The sequence below is a fragment of the Arsukibacterium sp. MJ3 genome, assembly GCF_000987765.1.
Lineage (GTDB): Bacteria > Pseudomonadota > Gammaproteobacteria > Enterobacterales > Alteromonadaceae > Alishewanella.
On record NZ_LAHP01000003.1, the window covers coordinates 39633 to 56323 of the forward strand.

The 16691-nt window shown below is 45.9% G+C and carries 16 protein-coding genes and 3 tRNA genes; 10 read left to right on the forward strand and 9 right to left on the reverse strand.

The genetic code is table 11. The features are described from left to right. Complete coding sequence (locus VT06_RS02995; protein ID WP_046552797.1) at positions 1-1425, reverse strand: mannose-1-phosphate guanylyltransferase/mannose-6-phosphate isomerase; 1425 nt, start codon at positions 1423-1425, stop codon at positions 1-3. A gap of 200 nt (positions 1426-1625) precedes the next feature. Between VT06_RS02995 and can the strand changes: the two genes are divergently transcribed. Next, positions 1626-2294: a carbonate dehydratase gene (gene can / locus VT06_RS03000; RefSeq protein WP_046552798.1), complete on the forward strand. Its 669-nt coding sequence runs from the start codon at positions 1626-1628 to the stop codon at positions 2292-2294. 31 nt (positions 2295-2325) lie between these two features. Here the strand turns inward: can and purU are convergent, their stop codons facing one another. Beyond that, the gene (gene purU, locus VT06_RS03005) at positions 2326-3159 is read right to left on the reverse strand and encodes a formyltetrahydrofolate deformylase (RefSeq protein WP_046552799.1); all 834 of its coding nucleotides are present in this window, start codon (positions 3157-3159) and stop codon (positions 2326-2328) included. Positions 3160-3310: 151 nt separating this feature from the next. Between purU and tsaA the strand changes: the two genes are divergently transcribed. The 8 genes from tsaA (at position 3311) to VT06_RS03045 (ending at position 10653) form a co-directional block, all read left to right on the forward strand. Further along, positions 3311-4018 carry a tRNA (N6-threonylcarbamoyladenosine(37)-N6)-methyltransferase TrmO gene (gene tsaA, locus VT06_RS03010; protein WP_046552800.1) on the forward strand — a complete coding sequence of 236 codons (708 nt, stop codon included), beginning with the start codon at positions 3311-3313 and terminating at the stop codon, positions 4016-4018. Then, a complete protein-coding gene (locus VT06_RS03015; RefSeq protein WP_046552801.1) occupies positions 3990-5048 on the forward strand; it encodes a galactose oxidase in 1059 nt (352 codons plus the stop codon). Before tsaA ends, VT06_RS03015 begins: the two co-directional genes overlap by 29 nt. A gap of 48 nt (positions 5049-5096) precedes the next feature. After that, entirely contained in the window at positions 5097-6821 is a 1725-nt protein-coding gene (locus VT06_RS03020; protein ID WP_046552802.1) for a proline--tRNA ligase, read from the forward strand. A 244-nt stretch (positions 6822-7065) separates the two neighbouring features. After that, complete coding sequence (locus tag VT06_RS03025; RefSeq protein WP_046552803.1) at positions 7066-7815, forward strand: sulfite exporter TauE/SafE family protein; 750 nt, start codon at positions 7066-7068, stop codon at positions 7813-7815. A gap of 30 nt (positions 7816-7845) precedes the next feature. Continuing rightward, positions 7846-8256: a rhodanese-like domain-containing protein gene (locus VT06_RS03030; protein ID WP_046552804.1), complete on the forward strand. Its 411-nt coding sequence runs from the start codon at positions 7846-7848 to the stop codon at positions 8254-8256. A gap of 12 nt (positions 8257-8268) precedes the next feature. Further along, positions 8269-8670, forward strand: coding sequence for a YeeE/YedE family protein (locus tag VT06_RS03035; protein ID WP_046552805.1), 402 nt, complete (start codon positions 8269-8271; stop codon positions 8668-8670). Between the two features lie 14 nt (positions 8671-8684). After that, positions 8685-9098 carry a DUF6691 family protein gene (locus VT06_RS03040; RefSeq protein WP_046552806.1) on the forward strand — a complete coding sequence of 138 codons (414 nt, stop codon included), beginning with the start codon at positions 8685-8687 and terminating at the stop codon, positions 9096-9098. A 151-nt stretch (positions 9099-9249) separates the two neighbouring features. After that, a complete protein-coding gene (locus tag VT06_RS03045; protein ID WP_046552965.1) occupies positions 9250-10653 on the forward strand; it encodes a GAF domain-containing sensor histidine kinase in 1404 nt (467 codons plus the stop codon). Between the two features lie 88 nt (positions 10654-10741). Here the strand turns inward: VT06_RS03045 and VT06_RS03050 are convergent. From VT06_RS03050 to dnaQ, 5 genes are all read right to left on the reverse strand, one after another. Continuing rightward, positions 10742-10818, reverse strand: a tRNA-Asp gene (locus VT06_RS03050). Between the two features lie 25 nt (positions 10819-10843). Continuing rightward, positions 10844-10920, reverse strand: a tRNA-Asp gene (locus VT06_RS03055). Positions 10921-10937: 17 nt separating this feature from the next. Continuing rightward, a tRNA-Asp gene (locus VT06_RS03060) sits at positions 10938-11014 on the reverse strand. 108 nt (positions 11015-11122) lie between these two features. Beyond that, the gene (locus VT06_RS03065; RefSeq protein WP_052750155.1) at positions 11123-12553 is read right to left on the reverse strand and encodes a TIGR03503 family protein; all 1431 of its coding nucleotides are present in this window, start codon (positions 12551-12553) and stop codon (positions 11123-11125) included. Next, the gene (gene dnaQ / locus VT06_RS03070) at positions 12541-13245 is read right to left on the reverse strand and encodes a DNA polymerase III subunit epsilon (RefSeq protein WP_046552807.1); all 705 of its coding nucleotides are present in this window, start codon (positions 13243-13245) and stop codon (positions 12541-12543) included. Before dnaQ ends, VT06_RS03065 begins: the two co-directional genes overlap by 13 nt. Positions 13246-13311: 66 nt before the next feature. Here dnaQ and rnhA point away from each other — a divergent pair, with 66 nt between their 5' ends. Further along, positions 13312-13794, forward strand: coding sequence for a ribonuclease HI (rnhA, locus tag VT06_RS03075; protein WP_046552808.1), 483 nt, complete (start codon positions 13312-13314; stop codon positions 13792-13794). A gap of 159 nt (positions 13795-13953) precedes the next feature. Here the strand turns inward: rnhA and VT06_RS03080 are convergent, their stop codons facing one another. Both VT06_RS03080 and VT06_RS03085 read right to left on the reverse strand, forming a co-directional pair. Further along, entirely contained in the window at positions 13954-14535 is a 582-nt protein-coding gene (locus VT06_RS03080; RefSeq protein ID WP_046552809.1) for a glutathione peroxidase, read from the reverse strand. A gap of 88 nt (positions 14536-14623) precedes the next feature. Further along, positions 14624-16678, reverse strand: a complete 2055-nt coding sequence (locus VT06_RS03085; RefSeq protein WP_046552810.1) for a TonB-dependent receptor — start codon at positions 16676-16678, stop codon at positions 14624-14626. Between the last annotated feature and the right edge of the window lie 13 nt (positions 16679-16691).

Consider the following 16691-nt stretch of genomic DNA (forward strand, 5'->3'; position numbering starts at 1 on the left):
TTAACCCCGGCCGTATTTGTCGGCAAACCTAATAATATCATCTTCTCCCAGGTAACTACCTGATTGTACTTCAATCAGTTCCAGCGGAATTTTGCCGGGGTTTTCCAGTGAATGAATAACCCCAATAGGAATAAAGGTTGACTCGTTTTCAGTTACCATAAACTCCTTGTCACCGTTTCTGACTAAAGCAGTACCACTTACCACCACCCAATGCTCTGCCCGGTGGTGATGTTTTTGCACTGATAATTTTGCGCCCGGTTTTACAGTAATATGTTTTACCTGATATCGGTTGCCTTGGTCGACTGAGTCATACTTGCCCCATGGCCGAAATACTTCCCGGTGCACGTCAACCTCGCTGCGACCATATTGTTGCAATCGTTGCACAATATTTTTTACCTGTTGAATATCGTCTTTATTCGCCACCAAAACAGCATCTTTTGTTTCAACCACGATAACATTGTTAAGGCCAATTACTGCCACCAGCCGTTCTTCAGCATTAATGTAACTGTTGTGTGTTGTCTCCAGCATAACATCACCACGACAGGCATTACCCTCGGCGTCTTTGGCCATAACCTGCCATAACGCATCATAACTGCCAACATCGCTCCAGCCAGCATCTAACGGCACCATTACCGTATTAACTGATTTTTCAAGCACCGCATAATCCAGTGAATCGGCAGGACTAGCGCTAAAGGCAGCACTATCTAGCCGGACAAAGTCTAAATCTGACGAGGCGTTAATAACCGCTTGCTGACACGCACTGACAATGTCGGGAGCAAATTCTTTAAGTTCTGCCAATAAGCTGCTGGCTTTGAACATAAACATGCCGCTGTTCCAGCAATATTCACCCGATGCCAAATAGTGTTCTGCTGTATTTTTATCAGGCTTTTCTTTAAATTCTGTTACCTGGTAGGTATTCGGCATGTTCGCTATAGTTTGCTCACTGCGGCGAATATAACCATAACCGGTATGTGCGCTATCCGGCACAATACCAAAGGTGACTAATTTACCCGCTTCTGCGGCCAGCCTGGCTTCAGCCACGGCTTGCTGAAAAGCAGGAATATTCTGAATGACATGATCGGCAGCGAGTACTAATAACACAGGATCTTGCTGATCTTTTAGTAATTGCATGGCCTGAATCGCCGCTATAGCAATAGCCGGCGCAGTGTTTCGGCCAACAGGCTCTAGCATTATACAGGCATCATGGATATGCAACTCGCGTAATTGTTCTGCCACCATAAAACGATGGTCTTCGTTACATACTAATAATGGCGCCGCTAAGCCTTCAATACCTTTTAAACGTAATAAGGTATTTTGTAGCATACTTTTTTCGTTAACTAACGGTAAAAACTGTTTCGGTTTTTTGGCTCGGGATAAAGGCCAGAGCCGGGTACCCGACCCTCCAGATAATATAACTGGGATCATTGCAACTCCTTGCGCGACTTTCCATAATGAAAAAACTAATATTTAACATAGTATAGCCAGCTTTTTCAGCTGGCGTCATCCTGAATATTTTTCATAGAGAAACCTAATCTAATCAAAGTAACCTTTAATAAGTCTGCTCGGAACTGTTAGTTGCGGTAGAATCAGCTATCTTAACCCGACTTTTTTGCTGGACAGGTGTTATGCCAAATTTTAAAAACTTATTTATCAAAAACAGAGACTGGGCAGATCGCATTGAACGCGAGCAACCCGGTTTTTTTAAGCGGTTGTCAGAACAACAAGCGCCAGAATATTTATGGATAGGCTGCTCTGACAGCCGGGTGCCCGCCAATGAAATAGTAGGATTGCTACCAGGCGAGTTATTTGTGCATCGCAATGTTGCCAATTTAGTGTTGCATTCTGATATGAATTGCTTATCGGTTTTGCAATATGCTATTGATATTCTTAAAGTAAAACACATCATCGTGGTCGGCCACTATGGCTGTGGTGGTGTAAAAGCGGCCATGATGAAACAGCGGGTGGGATTTGTTGATAACTGGCTGCGTCATGTTAAAGATGTTTATGCCATGCACCGGCATGAATTAGACTGCCTTTCTGATGAAAATGAACGGCTTAACCGCCTTATTGAATTAAACGTGATGGAGCAAGTGCGTAATTTATGCCATACCAGTTTTGTGCAGGAAGCTTGGGAGCGGGGCCAGCCACTGGTTATTCATGGCTGGGTGTACAGTTTAGATAATGGCCGGGTAAAAGATCTTCGGGTCAGTCACACCTCTGCCGATAAAATTGATGACATTTATGCTATGGACCCGCTGGAAAGCTTGGTTAAAGCTGCGTTGCCAGAAAACTAAACATGTTAAACGTATCGTGTTTTAGCACTACTTAAAGCACTACGGTTTTATTGCCATGCACCAACACCCGGTTTTCTACCACCAACTGCAGCGCACGACTAAGCGCTGCTTTTTCAACATCCCGGCCTGCTTTAGCCATATCATCTGCACTAAAATTATGATCTACAGTGCGCACTATTTGTTCAATAATCGGCCCTTCATCTAGCTGCTCATTAACAAAATGTGCGGTAGCACCAATAATTTTCACACCGCGCTCAAACGCTTGCTGGTAAGGGTTAGCACCGATAAAAGCAGGTAAAAAACTATGATGAATATTAATAATCCGCTGCCGATACTGAGCCACAAAATCGGCAGTTAAAATTCGCATAAATTTAGCCAGCACTAAAAACTGCGGCTGATAGGGCGCGATCACTGCTAGCATTTTCTGCTCGTGCTCAGTGCGACTCAGCCCCTGATGGCTAATATAGTGATAAGGAATAGCAAATTTATCAGCAAGGCTTTGCAGTTCAGGATAATTTCCAACAATAGCGGCGATATCGAGCGCCAGAGAGCCATCAAACACTTTTATTAAAATATCACCAAGACAATGTGCTTCTTTGGTAACGAGTATTACCACCCGCTTTGCTTCATCACTTAATACACTACGGCGGCTACCAACCGGTAAAGCACGATCTAAATCAAACAATAACGTGCTGTCATTAAATACCCCTTCCAGCACCGTTCGCATATAAAACTGGCCAGTGACCGGGTCAACATATTCGGTATTCCGAATAATATTTAACTGATGTTTGTAACAAATATTGGTAATTTGAGCGATCAATCCTTTAGAGTCAGGACATTCGGTTAGTAGCGTTTTCCGTTCCATCTTTTATCCTTTAATTTACCTCGTCAGTGTTATTCTTACTTAATAACCGTATAGCGTCAAAGATATTTAGATGGCTATACTATTACTTGTTGTTTGCCTGTGGCAACTGCATAATGCCGATTAAGCAGGATGATGGCGTAATGTTTCTACAATGAGTTCCTTTCAATTTAATGTTATTGGCACTATTGAGTCGCCCTATAAACAAAAGTTTGCTATTCCACGTCAACCTGGCCTGATAGCTGAAGCCCGCGGCAAGTTGGTGTTAGAACCGCCTTACGCTGATGATGATATTATTCGGGGTATCGACAGCTTCAGTCATTTGTGGCTGCTGTTTGTGTTTCATCAAACCGCTGACAAAGGCTGGTCATCATTAGTCAGGCCCCCTAGGCTTGGTGGTAATACCCGAAAAGGTGTTTTTGCTACCCGCGCAACATTCCGACCAAATCCAATTGGCCTTTCTGTCGTACAACTAGACAGGGTTTACCGACAAAACGGCAAATTAATCCTGGAACTTAGTGGTATCGATCTACTTGATGGTACACCGATTTTAGACATTAAACCGTATTTACCCTATGCTGATGCCCTGCCGAACGCCTTAGGCGGTTTCGCCGACAGCGCACCAGAAACTCAAATGACGGTAAGCTTTAGTGAGCAGGCTAGCACCTATTGCCAAAAACAACCGGACTATCCCGGCTTGGCGATATTAATCGAAAAGGTGCTGAAACAGGATCCACGGCCATCTTACAAGAAAAAACGACAGGCCGAACAATACTATGGCATGACGTTGTATCACTTTAATATTAAATGGACTGTCAATGGAGAACACAATCATGTTACTGAAATCTCTCAGCTATTTTAGTTTGTTAATGGCTGCAGCCAGTAGCATAGCCATACCTGCTTTACCTGAACCGGTAAGCAATAACAGCGTTACCAGTACCACCGTGCGGGGTAAAACCTACGTTATAAGTTCCATGGGTATTGGCCCTGGCAAACAAGGCAGTGATATTCATAACAAAGTTTGGATGCATACCGTAGGCGATTTTCGTTGGGAGCAGTTACCCGATGTACCCAGCCAACAGCGGTTAACCGGCCGTATTGCGGCCAGCACGGTAGCGTTAAATAATAATTTTTTTCTGTTTGGTGGTTTTACCATCAAACCGGATGGTAGTAAGCAGACTGCCGCCGACAGTTACCGGCTAGACCCGGTCACCCGGCGCTATACCCGGATTAACGATATGCCGGTGGCCGTTGACGATGCCGCGGCGTTGCCCTTTGAAAATCGTTACATATACCTGGCAAGTGGCTGGAGCGATTATGGCAACGTTAACCTGATGCAGTTGTTCGATAATTTTACTCAGCGCTGGTCTCAGGCTACGCCATTCCCGGGTAAGCCGGTGTTTGGTTTAGCTGGCGGGATCAGCGGTAATACCCTGCTACTGTGCGATGGCGTATCAATAGAATATCTGGCGTCCAAACCACGAAATTTTGTTAGCGAGCCTGCTTGCTGGCAAGGTAAAATAGGCAGCAACCCTAATGAAATTGCCTGGCAACAAGTACCACATCCTACCGGCAAAGCCCGTTTCAGAATGGCGGCAACCGGCACCGTATTAAACGGTGAAAACGTTATCGTGTTCGTTGGTGGTAGCCAAACGCCTTATCATTATAGTGGATTGGGTTTTAATGGCCAAAAAGCCGAGCCAAGTAATGAGGTATGGGTTTATTCCGTTGCCAAGCAGCAATGGTTAGCCGCGGCCAATAGCACTGCCGTGATGGATTTACGCAATTTGCTCGACATCAATGGCGAACTTTATACCCTTGGCGGAATGACATCCGGGCAACAAACCATAAATAAGCCAATTAAACATCAGATTGAACTTCTGCCAAACTAAATGACTTGCTAGAATGAAGGCAAATTTTAGACCACATTTGAGAGCAGTATGCGTACCAGCCAATATTTATTATCTACGGTAAAGGAAACACCGGCCGATGCCGAAATTATCAGCCATAAGCTGATGTTAAGAGCGGGCATGGTTCGTCGGCTTGGTTCAGGTATGTTCAGCTACTTGCCAACGGGCGTGCGGGTACTACGTAAAGTTGAAGATATCGTTCGCCAGGAAATGAACAAAGCCGGTGCCATAGAAGTATTAATGCCGATGGTGCAACCTGCCGAACTATGGCAAGAGTCTGGCCGATGGAACACGATGGATGCTGAGCTGCTGCGCTTTAAAGACCGTCATCAACGCGACTACGTATTAGGGCCGACACACGAAGAAGTAATTACCGATCTGGTGCGCCGGGAAATTACCAGCTATAAGCAATTACCGCTGAATTTATACCAAATTCAAACTAAATTTCGGGACGAGCGCCGGCCACGCTTCGGCGTAATGCGCGCCCGCGAATTTTTAATGAAAGATGCCTATTCATTTCATTTAGGGCAAACCAGTTTGCAGCAAACCTATGACGCCATGTACAGCGCTTACTGCAATATTTTTAATCGATTAGGGCTGGATTACCGGCCAGTGCTAGCAGACAGCGGCGCTATTGGTGGCAGCGTTTCACATGAATTTCATGTATTAGCAGAGTCTGGTGAAGATGCCATCGCGTTCTCTGACGCCAGTGATTATGCAGCCAATATTGAAATGGCTGAAGCATTGGCGCCAAAAGGCACCAGGCCCGAGCCGGCTCACGCACTAAGTGAAGTAGCAACGCCAGCTGCTGGCACAGTAGCAGAAGTAGCTGAGCTGTTAAAAATAGAGCGCAACATTATTGCTAAAACGTTGTTTGTGCTAGGACAAGCCGACGAGCAAGGCCAGCAACCATTAGTGGCATTGGTACTGCGCGGTGACCATGAACTCAACGAGCTTAAAGTGGAAAAACTGCCAGGTATCGCCAGCCCGTTACAATTTGCTTCAGAAGAGCAAATTCGGGTGCTATGTGCTGCTGGCGCCGGTTCAGTCGGCCCGGTTGGTTTAACAATTACGATCATCGTTGACCGCAGTGCTAACACCCTGGCTGATTTTGTGGTTGGTGCCAATAAGGATGGCTATCATTTAACCGGAGTGAACTGGGATCGGGACATCAGCCACTATCAGGTCGCCGATATTCGCAACATCGTTACCGGTGATGCCAGCCCTTGTGGTTTTGGCAACTTGGTAATTAAACGCGGCATTGAGGTTGGTCATATATTTCAACTGGGCGAGAAGTATTCCAAAGCACTGAAAACCGGCGTATTAAACGAAGAAGGCAAGCATCAAATATTAACCATGGGCTGCTACGGCGTAGGTGTTTCGCGTATTGTTGCCGCAGCAATAGAACAAAATCATGATGAATACGGTATTATCTGGCCAGATGCCATTGCCCCATTTCAGGTGGCATTAATACCGATGAACATGCATAAATCGGTACGGATAGCCGAAGTTACGCAGCAACTTTATCAGCAACTAACCGCTGCTGGCATTGAGGTGTTGTTTGACGATCGCCGTGAACGCCCCGGCGTGATGTTTGCTGATATGGAATTGATAGGCATACCTCACGCTATAGTGATTGGCGAGCGCAATCTGGATAACCAGCAAGTCGAATATAAAAATCGGCGTAGTGCTGAAAAAGTACTGCTAGACATTACTAATGTCGTTGCTGACATTAAGCAAAAGCTGACAAGGTAATTCATACAGACTAGCAGGTTAGTTGCAACATTAGCGTTGCGAAAGCCTGTTAGTTTCCTCTCAAAAACAAATCGTATTTCCTTCAAACCTAATTAGGGCCTTAGCGCGCTATTCGCCCCTTATATTTGTGCCATATTTGGATCTTTAAATTAGAATAGTCTAAATTTTAATTGCAGCTTACTTGATATCTCTCTACAATAACTCCACGTTATATGCATATTCTTTTTTGATATATGGAGGCAAAATGTTAGCCTTATTAGGTGCTATTATCATTGGTCTAAGCCTTGGCCTGTTCGGTTCGGGTGGTTCCATTTTGACAGTACCCGTACTGCTTTATCTTATTGGTATGTCCGCACCGCTCGCCATTGCCTCATCATTGTTGATTGTTGCCGGGATCAGTTTATTTGGTTCAGTGCACAATGGCATCAAGAAACTGATCAGCTGGCGGCACGTACTTTGGTTTGGTATACCTGGCATGTTAGGCACTTACGGTGGTGCCTGGCTGGGAACACTTATCGATAGTCGTTGGCAATTATTGGTGTTTGCGCTGTTAATGATTGTTGCTGCGGTTTTTATGTGGCGTAGCAAACTACAGGATACGGCCAACCAGCAACCTTTTAACAAACTAAAGGTTATTGCTGATGGTTTAGCAGTTGGGGCTATTACCGGCTTTGTAGGGGTCGGTGGCGGCTTTTTAATTGTACCAGCCCTGGTGCTAATGGGTGGCCTGCCGATTGCAATCAGTGTCGCTACCAGCCTGCTGATTATCGCCATGAAATCTTTTGTAGGTTTTGCTAAATATTATTCGGTGTTTAGCGTTCAGGGTTTACAATTTGACTGGTCGATCATTAGTTTAATGATTGTCGCGGGTATTGCGGGTAGCTATCTGGGCGGTTGGATAGGCCGGCGTTTACCTAAAGAAAAGCTACAACGGGGTTTTGCTGTATTCCTGGCAATTATGGCCGTAGTTGTTATTAGTCAGTCAGTACTGTAAATCCAAGCATGTCAATGACAGGAGCAATTTATGAAAACATCACAACAGCTGATCGCCGAAGCGAAAGGCAATATTAAAGAAGTCAGTGTTACTCAGCTAACAAGTTACTTACAACATCACCAAGAGCCAAGGCTTATCGATGTGCGTGAACCCGCTGAATTTGCTCAGGCACACATTATTGGTGCAGTAAATTATCCTCGGGGGGTATTAGAAATGCAAATTGCTAACCACCCTGCTATCGCGGCCAGTGGCTGTGCTGCTGATATAGCCTTACAACAACTGGCTAATGAACCGCTATATCTTATTTGTCGTTCTGGCGGGCGCTCAGCGCTAGCCGCAGAATCATTGCAGCGAATGGGCTTTACTGACGTCTATTCAGTAGCCGGAGGCATGCAAGATTGGCTTGAAGCCAAGTTGCCAACCACTATAACTAATGAATAGCTAAGGATTTTTATGGATAATTTTACGCCTGTTTCAGCGCTTATTGGCGGTGGCTTAATCGGGCTTGGCACGTTGTTACTGATGGCAACGCTGGGCCGCATAGCGGGTATTTCCGGCATTGCCAGTCTGGCCATATTGCAACGTGATGGTCGCAGCTGGCGACTAGCATTTATTGTAGGCTTACTGTTAGGGCCTTTGTTGGTCAGTATCATCATTAACGATTTTACTTACAGCACACCAGATCTCAATAGTCGTACGCTTATTGCCGGCTTGTTAGTAGGTTTGGGCACGGCTTGGGGTAGTGGTTGTACCTCCGGCCATGGTATTTGTGGTATAGGCCGTTTTTCCCCCCGCTCCATTGCCGCCACCCTGATGTTTATGGCAACCGGTGTTGCTGTAGCCAGCTTTTTTTAAAGAGTGAGATCACTATGCAACTTTTTTTCGCACTACTATCAGGCTTACTTATCTCAGCAGGTATTGCCATTTCAAAAATGATCGATCCCCTTAAGGTCATCAGTTTTTTAGATTTGTCCGGTAATTGGGATCCTAGCCTGGCATTAGTGATGTTGGGGGCTCTGGTGGTTTATACGCTCGGTTTCAAGTTGGTCTTAAAGCGGTCAGCACCCTTATTTAGTAGCCATTTTAAACTGCCAACCAAGCAAACATTGGATAAACCATTATTACTCGGTGCTGCAATTTTCGGGGTAGGTTGGGGCCTGGCAGGCTACTGTCCCGGTCCAGCCATTGCGGCCTTGCCGGCAGCCAGCACCGGCACCCTGGGTTTTGTATTAATGATGGTATTAGGCTGGTTAGTGGCTGCTAAAATACCGCTTAAACTTTAAGGCGTGTTTACATTGCTGCGAATGCGCTGGATAAAGGCTGTAATTCAATGAGTTGATGTTAGTCAGCGGCTTATTTCATTGCTATAGTAAACCAACACATCTAGCAATAAAGCGGGTTGAATGCCCGCGATAATTGATTAAGTTGGTTAATGTGAATACGTCACTTGAAAACATTTTACTCAATGTATCGCTTAGCACGGTGCTTGATAGCGGAGACAGTAAGGCTGCAGAGCTATTATTAATGCAAGCCTGTTTGGATGGTTTACGCGTTGCCTGTGTCAGCCTCTGGTGTTACAACGATAAAAGAGATGTAATCACCCGAGAGTTACTGCTAGATAGCAACCAGCAGCAAAACAATGATAAATCTTCTTTTTATCGTGATGATTTACCAACTTACTTTAAGGCACTGGACCATCAGCGGGTTATCCGTGCCGATAACGCCCTCACTCATCCGGCCACGGCAGAGTTTACCGAAAACTATTTAATTCCAGCCAATATTGTTTCAATGCTGGATGTGCCCATCCGCTTTAGCGGCGAAATGATTGGTATTATTTGTTGTGAGCAAAAAGAACATTTAAAACAGTGGACGGATGATGAAACTCACTTCGTTGCTGCACTTGCCGATCTGTATGGCCGGGCACTTACTGCAAAACAGAAAAAACAATATCAGCACGAGCTTGAACAGTTAAACCTGCAACTTGAACAACGCGTAGCCGAGCGCACAGCGCAACTGGAACAGCATATTATTGAGCTGCAGCAAACTCAGGCACAGTTGGTAGAATCTGAGAAAATGGCCTCATTAGGCGCCTTGGTTGCCGGAGTGGCGCATGAGGTAAACACACCGCTGGGAATTGCGATTACCGCTAACTCGCACTGCGTTGAGCTTACCGGCAAACTACACGCTCTGCTCGCAAGTAATACCTTAAGTCGAAGTAAACTGGAACAGACCATTTCAGCACTGCATGACAGCCATGCTGTGATTGAGCGCACGTTAAATCGCTCGGCAGAGCTGGTAGTGAATTTTAAAAAAACCGCAGTAGATCAATCCAGCTTTGAAATACAAACCATTAATGTAGCCGACTACATTCACACCCTGGTGTCAACACTGCAGCCTTATACTAAAGCCTACAATGTTAAGCATATTATCCGTTGTCCGCAGCCGGTTAGCATTACAACCTATCCTGGAGCGATAGCCCAGGTTATTACTAACCTGGTAATTAACGCCTGTATTCATGCTTTTGAACAACACAAAAACGATAATCAGATAATTTTTTCAATTAAACAAAATAGTAAAAATAATATTGAAATAAGTATCGAGGATAGCGGAAAAGGTATTGCAAAAGCAGAGCAAAAGCGGATTTTTGAGCCTTTCTATACTACGAAACGCAGTAATGGCGGCAGTGGCTTGGGGTTGGCTATCGTCTACAATTTAGTAGCCAGCACGCTGGGGGGCACTATTAATGTCGATTCAGCACCCGGCAGAGGTGCAACATTTACACTTACCTTGCCGGCAATTTGCCCAGCTGTAAGTAAAAAAGTATCAAGTATGACTTAACAGGCTACACGAACCTGATAATAACAATACTTAATTAGTTAACGAAGGATACTACAGAGTGGTGTGTCTGTTTGTACACAAACTGAATTGGCGGAGCGGACGGGACTCGAACCCGCGACCCCCGGCGTGACAGGCCGGTATTCTAACCGACTGAACTACCGCTCCGCAATCAGAAAGCGTGTTGTTGCTATGGCGGAGCGGACGGGACTCGAACCCGCGACCCCCGGCGTGACAGGCCGGTATTCTAACCGACTGAACTACCGCTCCGAAGAAGCAACAAAAATTGGCGGAGCGGACGGGACTCGAACCCGCGACCCCCGGCGTGACAGGCCGGTATTCTAACCGACTGAACTACCGCTCCGCGCTAATTACACCAGACAATTTCATTTGGGTATCGTCTGTTGCGGCGTGGATGATACGGATAAGCCGAAAGCCCGTCAACTCCTTTTTTGCCGCTTTTGGCTATTCCTTAATCATCCGGTAAGGAAAGATCCAGAATATCATCCAAATCGTTGTTTTTTTGTGCTTTTGTTGGCGTAGCCGGTTGTTTTTTATTGCTGCCGGTTGCAGATGCGGCTTTTTTCTTGGTATCAGTGCTGGCTGACGGCTTACGCCAAAACAACAGGGAACTACGTTTTTTACCACTGACAACAAACCAAATTGCCACGCTACCACTTAGTAGAATAACCAGGTTTATCGCAATAACCATGCCCCAAGGGAATTCGGCTAAGTGCTCTGGCTGTTCAACTGGCATCGTTACCAATTCTTCGGGCAATTGCTCTAATGCTGGTGCAGCAACCGTTTGCTGGTTAACAACAAAACTTAATTCGGGCAGGGTAAGCATAAACTCGCGGCCATCTTGCCAATTACCAAATACCGCCAACTCAAGAATGTAACTACCAAAGCCTTTGTTCAGCAAGCTTAGCGACAATTCAGTATTCTCTGCCGTATTTAGCGCGAACTGATCAACACTGCCATCAGGGTAGCGTACCCTACCTTGAATAAGCACACTGTCTGCTACAACCCCAGGCTCTGTTAAATGAAACAGTACCTGATGATTCCCGGTGTCTGTTGTCGCCAACACCACTTCGGGTGTTATTGGTGCAGGTTTTAAAATAAGCGGGGCTTGCTCAACCTCTCTGGTATAAAGTGCGGTGCGCACAATGTATTTAGGCGTCCACTGGCCAGCAACAAAATCAAGTTTAAATTCACCGGTAAATACCCCATCCCTAGCCCGCTCATCATAACCGCGGCCATCATCCCGAAAGGCCGCAACATGAATAATCCCTCGGCCAAAATTACTATATTCAGCATTATTAGTACTGATAAAAATGACTTCCAGCATAAGCACTTCGCCAAAGTCACGGGCATTTACCGCCGCGCCGCCATTTAATAACCGCGCGGTGACTTTAACGGTTTCCCCCACCATTAGATTAGCGGGCAGCGGGTCGACATCAAGCTTAATATCGGTCAGTACCATAATCCGGCTTTCAGGCAATAAATTGCCTATGGCCTGCCATGGACCTGGCATCGGATCATTAATTTCAATTAAATCGTAGGTTGTTGCATCATGCCAGCGAACTTGGTTTTGCTCTGCAGTATTAAAATGCAATTTACTACCATCGGGTCTTACCAACACCACCGACGCACTGCCTGGACGGCGGAAAAACAGCAAGGTGATGGTGTCAACTTCACTGTCAATCCGAAAACGATTTTCAAAAAAAGGGATTTGATTTTTCGTTGGTAAATCCGCTAATAAGGAAAAACCTTCTACCAGCGCACTCGATTGCGCGTCGGTTGCTGGCAGCCCCGGGTTGTCCTGCAGGGCATGTACTGCAGCAGGTAACAGCAATATTGGCAACAACAGTAACCCATAAAGCCATAAACTTAATTTCGCCACAGGCAGCTTCCCCCTTTTTTCTGAACTATATCAAGCCGGCTTTCATGTGCTTGTAGTTCATCGGCCGAGGCAGTTATAACCTTAAGCTTACTACTGCGGATTAGTGCAATGTGGCCAATATCGCCAGATCCGTCTTGTTCTTGCTCTGCCGCCAAATTTAAGCTGCCCTGGCCACCGGTCATCAGTAAATAAACATCGGCCAAAATTTCCGCATCGAGCAAAGCGCCATGTAACGTACGGTGGCTGTTGTTAATGTCGTAGCGACGGCAAAGCGCATCAAGGTTGTTTTTTTGGCCTGGATGCAGTTCACGGGCTAATTTAAGGGTATCTAGCACGGTACAATACTCGCTTACCGGCGGCAGTGCCGGCCGCAGTCTGGCAAACTCGTGATCCATAAAGCCTATGTCAAACGCCGCATTATGAATAACTAGCTCAGCACCTTGTATATAGTTATAAAAGCTTTGGGCAATTTCTCGAAATTTCGGCTCGGCGATCAAGCGCTGGTTGGTAATACCATGCACCGCTATTGCTTCCGCTTCGATTTCCCGTTCCGGATTAATATAAACATGAAAGTTATTGCCAGAAAACCGACGGTTTATCAGCTCTACACAACCTATTTCAATAATACGATGGCCTTCGCGGGGGTTAATACCTGTGGTTTCGGTATCCAGAATAATTTGTCGTTTTGCCATGATAGATTTCGCTTTTTACTACATTTAAGGTAGATTATACGCCGTTTTGCTTCGAGGAAAGGCTTTATGCAGAAAACTGTTGCGATTTTCACTGACGGATCTTGCCTGGGTAACCCTGGGCCTGGCGGTTACGGTGCTATTTTGGTGTATCAGCAACATCGCAAAGAACTCAGCGGTGGTTTTCGGTTAACCACCAACAATCGGATGGAGCTACTGGCTGCTATTATTGCGTTAGAAAGTTTAACCAGCCCCTGCTCGGTCGATGTCACCACCGACAGTCAATATGTACGTTTGGGCATAATGCAATGGCTGGCCGGTTGGAAACGTAATAATTGGAAAACCAGCCAAAAACAGCCAGTTAAAAATCAAGACTTATGGCAACGGTTAGATACTGCAGCAGCCAGCCATAATGTTAATTGGCACTGGGTAAAGGGTCATGCTGGCCATCCGGAAAATGAACGGTGTGATGTGCTGGCTCGCACTGCAGCAGAGGCTAAGCCCAGTACTGTAGATTTAACTTTTGAGCAAAGCCAACCAGCAAAAAGTTAGTACTGCCAGCCATTAACCGGATCTGAGATACAAATTCAACTGCAGCTGGAACCTCGATTTGCTTATCACAGAGTGCCTGAGCCCGAGCTATAGCGAGGGCGAGTTGCTGTGATAAGCCAAGGCGAGCGTTGCAGCCGCAGTTGAATACACTAATCTCTATTACTCGCCAGCTTTCTCTATGCCAGTTGCAGCATTCGCCGCCAACATTTTTTCCAGCTCGGTAATAAAGTCTTTATCGTCTGGTGTGGTGCGGCTACCAAAATGTTTTACGGTTTGTTCGTCGCTGCTAATCAAATACTTATTAAAGTTCCAGCTTGGTGTTTCACCCGTTTTAGCAATAAGCGCTTTAAATACCGGATTAGCGTCATCGCCTTTTACTTTTGAGCTGGCAAACATTGGAAATTTTACACCATACGTCAGGTAGCAAACTTCTGCCGTTTTTTCAGCATCATCATATTCTTGCTTAAAGCTGTCTGACGGAAAGCCTAATACCACCAGACCTTTGTCTTGGTATTTCTGGTACAAAGCTTCAAGCCCTTCAAACTGTTTAGTAAAACCACATTTACTGGCCGTATTAACGACCAAAATAGTTTTACCCTGGTAACTTTCACATAAATCGACACTTTCACGGGTATTTAGCTGCTGCATAGAATGACCTAAAACGTCACCACACTGATTCGCCATTGCCGGAGTGGCGAGGACGGTAGCTGCAATTGCCGCGGCACTTAACCATGTTTTCATTTTTTATCTCCGTTGGTGCAGTTAAACCTATCGCTTTGCATACGCCGGTTTAACCTAAACCGATCTGTTGTAAATCGGTAGCAGTTAATTAAAATCGATAGGTTAGCTTTGCCCTGATGGTACGTGGTTCTATCGGGTGTGAATGACGATCTTCTTCGCCCTCAGCCGGTTCCCCCTGTAAGCGTGAAGCATAAAAATAATCAATATCGTTATCGGTACTGTCAAGTATGTTTAATAAATCTAACGCTAATTGCCATTGTTGCCAGTCGTACTGATAACCGGCATTTAATACTGTTGTGGTATCTGAACGTTGCTCGTTGAAGCTATCCAGCGTGCGTTTTCCAAAATGACGCAGCCTTAAACTGGCCTGCCATGAGTTATCCGCTTTGTAAATCAGTCCCATACTGGCGACCAGTGGCAAGGAACCATCAACAAAATTACCTTCGCCTTCCTCCTGCTCAGTAAAACGTGAGCGGGTGAATGCCAGTTCCACATCCAGACTCCAGTTACTGCCCAGCCAATAGTAAGCGGCCAGTTCCACACCATAACGTTCGGTACTGCGGCTTGGCTCATTGTTACCAGCGTCGCCAACATATAATAGCTCAGAATCAACCTGCAGATACCATAGTGCTACTGATGCATTAAAAGAGGTATAGTCGAAAAAGCGTAACCCCAGCTCTGCACCATTGGATTTAACCAGTAAATCTACTGGTGCTATACGCGCTAGCGTTACTGGATCGGCAACGGTAGTTGCGCCCCGAGCATCATTCGAATGAAAGCCCTGCCCCGCATTTATATAACCCTGCCAGTTGGGCGCAAACTGATAACTTATGCCCGCTTTTAACGACAGAATATCATCAGAGGCGTCGCCAGAATTGGCGGTGGTTAACGCACTGTTCACTGCAACGTCCATATAGTCATAACGCAGCCCCAAGTGCGCAGTCCAATCAGCAGTTAGCTGAATGTCAGATTGACTATACAAGCCTACAGAGCCCTGAGTTATGCGGTCGCTTCGCACGGTATTTAGCCGTTGCCGCAATCGGGTATTATATAACCCAACCTCATCGATATCGTCATACCGAAGCGCTACCCCAGCAACATGCTCTAGCGCAAACTGCCCCAGCCGATGGTGCCAGTGACGGCTCAGTTGCCCGCCATAAATGCGACGGTTATCAACCTGTTCAAACTGATCGCCATTAACCGAATCAGTTAAAAAGTAAGTAAAATTAGACCATAAATCCATTTCTGATGTTATTACATACGCATTTGCCTGCCAGGCATCACTGTACCAGTTAGTCGAAAGGCTATAACGATCACTGTTGCCACCAACGGTGGTATCTAGCGAACCCAGCCGGTCAATCTGACCACTGGCAACCGCTCGTGCCGGTATTTGATCTGCCGCATTCCAGCTGTTGTTATAAGCCATAGCCGTTACTGACAATTGACCACTGGCCAATGGCTGACTATAACGTAGCACACCATTTAACTTATCGACATCTTCATCAATATCTGTCCAGGGGCCATCGTATTGCTGTAGCTCAGCCGCGGCTAACACATTACCACGGCCTAGCTGGCTGCTGCCTTTTGCCACCAAACGCCGATAGTTGTCCTGGCCCAGCGCTAAAGAAACCTGATTCGCAGTGCGGTTTTGCACACTGAAACGGGCAGAGCCGGCCGCCGAAAAATCGCCGCTATTGGCATGGTAAGCGCCTTTCTGGTAATCAATTTGACTGATCAGTTCGGGCAATATAAAACTTAAATCGGTATAACCTTGACCATGGCCGTGGCTGCGCATATTTACCGGCATACCATCGACAAAGGTACTGAAATCGGTACCATGATCCAGATTAAAGCCACGTAAAAAATATTGGTTAGCCTTACCGCTGCCACTGTGTTGCGTTACCACCATGCCAGGTATAAATTCCAGGATTTCGCCGGTGCGAAGCAATGGCCGGTCGCGTATTTCAGCATTACCAATTACGCCTTCGGAGGCAGAGCTGGCCTGGCCAAGCAAGTCGGTTTGCCGGCCTTTAATGATAATTTGCTCCATCATATGAGCAGACAGCGGATCAGCTGCAACGTCAGTTGATTGCCAACTTAATGCTAATGCGCTAAATAAAACACTGTAATGATAAGTTTTCATAATTCATCCACAA

What these genes read in the sequence shown, in the direction of transcription:
- VT06_RS02995 (WP_046552797.1), bottom strand. Translation starts at nt 1,425, where the DNA reads ATGATCCCAGTTATATTATCTGGAGGGTCGGGTACCCGGCTCTGGCCT.
- can (WP_046552798.1), top strand. Translation starts at nt 1,626, where the DNA reads ATGCCAAATTTTAAAAACTTATTTATCAAAAACAGAGACTGGGCAGAT.
- purU (WP_046552799.1), bottom strand. Translation starts at nt 3,159, where the DNA reads ATGGAACGGAAAACGCTACTAACCGAATGTCCTGACTCTAAAGGATTG.
- tsaA (WP_046552800.1), top strand. Translation starts at nt 3,311, where the DNA reads ATGAGTTCCTTTCAATTTAATGTTATTGGCACTATTGAGTCGCCCTAT.
- VT06_RS03015 (WP_046552801.1), top strand. Translation starts at nt 3,990, where the DNA reads ATGTTACTGAAATCTCTCAGCTATTTTAGTTTGTTAATGGCTGCAGCC.
- VT06_RS03020 (WP_046552802.1), top strand. Translation starts at nt 5,097, where the DNA reads ATGCGTACCAGCCAATATTTATTATCTACGGTAAAGGAAACACCGGCC.
- VT06_RS03025 (WP_046552803.1), top strand. Translation starts at nt 7,066, where the DNA reads ATGTTAGCCTTATTAGGTGCTATTATCATTGGTCTAAGCCTTGGCCTG.
- VT06_RS03030 (WP_046552804.1), top strand. Translation starts at nt 7,846, where the DNA reads ATGAAAACATCACAACAGCTGATCGCCGAAGCGAAAGGCAATATTAAA.
- VT06_RS03035 (WP_046552805.1), top strand. Translation starts at nt 8,269, where the DNA reads ATGGATAATTTTACGCCTGTTTCAGCGCTTATTGGCGGTGGCTTAATC.
- VT06_RS03040 (WP_046552806.1), top strand. Translation starts at nt 8,685, where the DNA reads ATGCAACTTTTTTTCGCACTACTATCAGGCTTACTTATCTCAGCAGGT.
- dnaQ (WP_046552807.1), bottom strand. Translation starts at nt 13,245, where the DNA reads ATGGCAAAACGACAAATTATTCTGGATACCGAAACCACAGGTATTAAC.
- rnhA (WP_046552808.1), top strand. Translation starts at nt 13,312, where the DNA reads ATGCAGAAAACTGTTGCGATTTTCACTGACGGATCTTGCCTGGGTAAC.
- VT06_RS03080 (WP_046552809.1), bottom strand. Translation starts at nt 14,535, where the DNA reads ATGAAAACATGGTTAAGTGCCGCGGCAATTGCAGCTACCGTCCTCGCC.
- VT06_RS03085 (WP_046552810.1), bottom strand. Translation starts at nt 16,678, where the DNA reads ATGAAAACTTATCATTACAGTGTTTTATTTAGCGCATTAGCATTAAGT.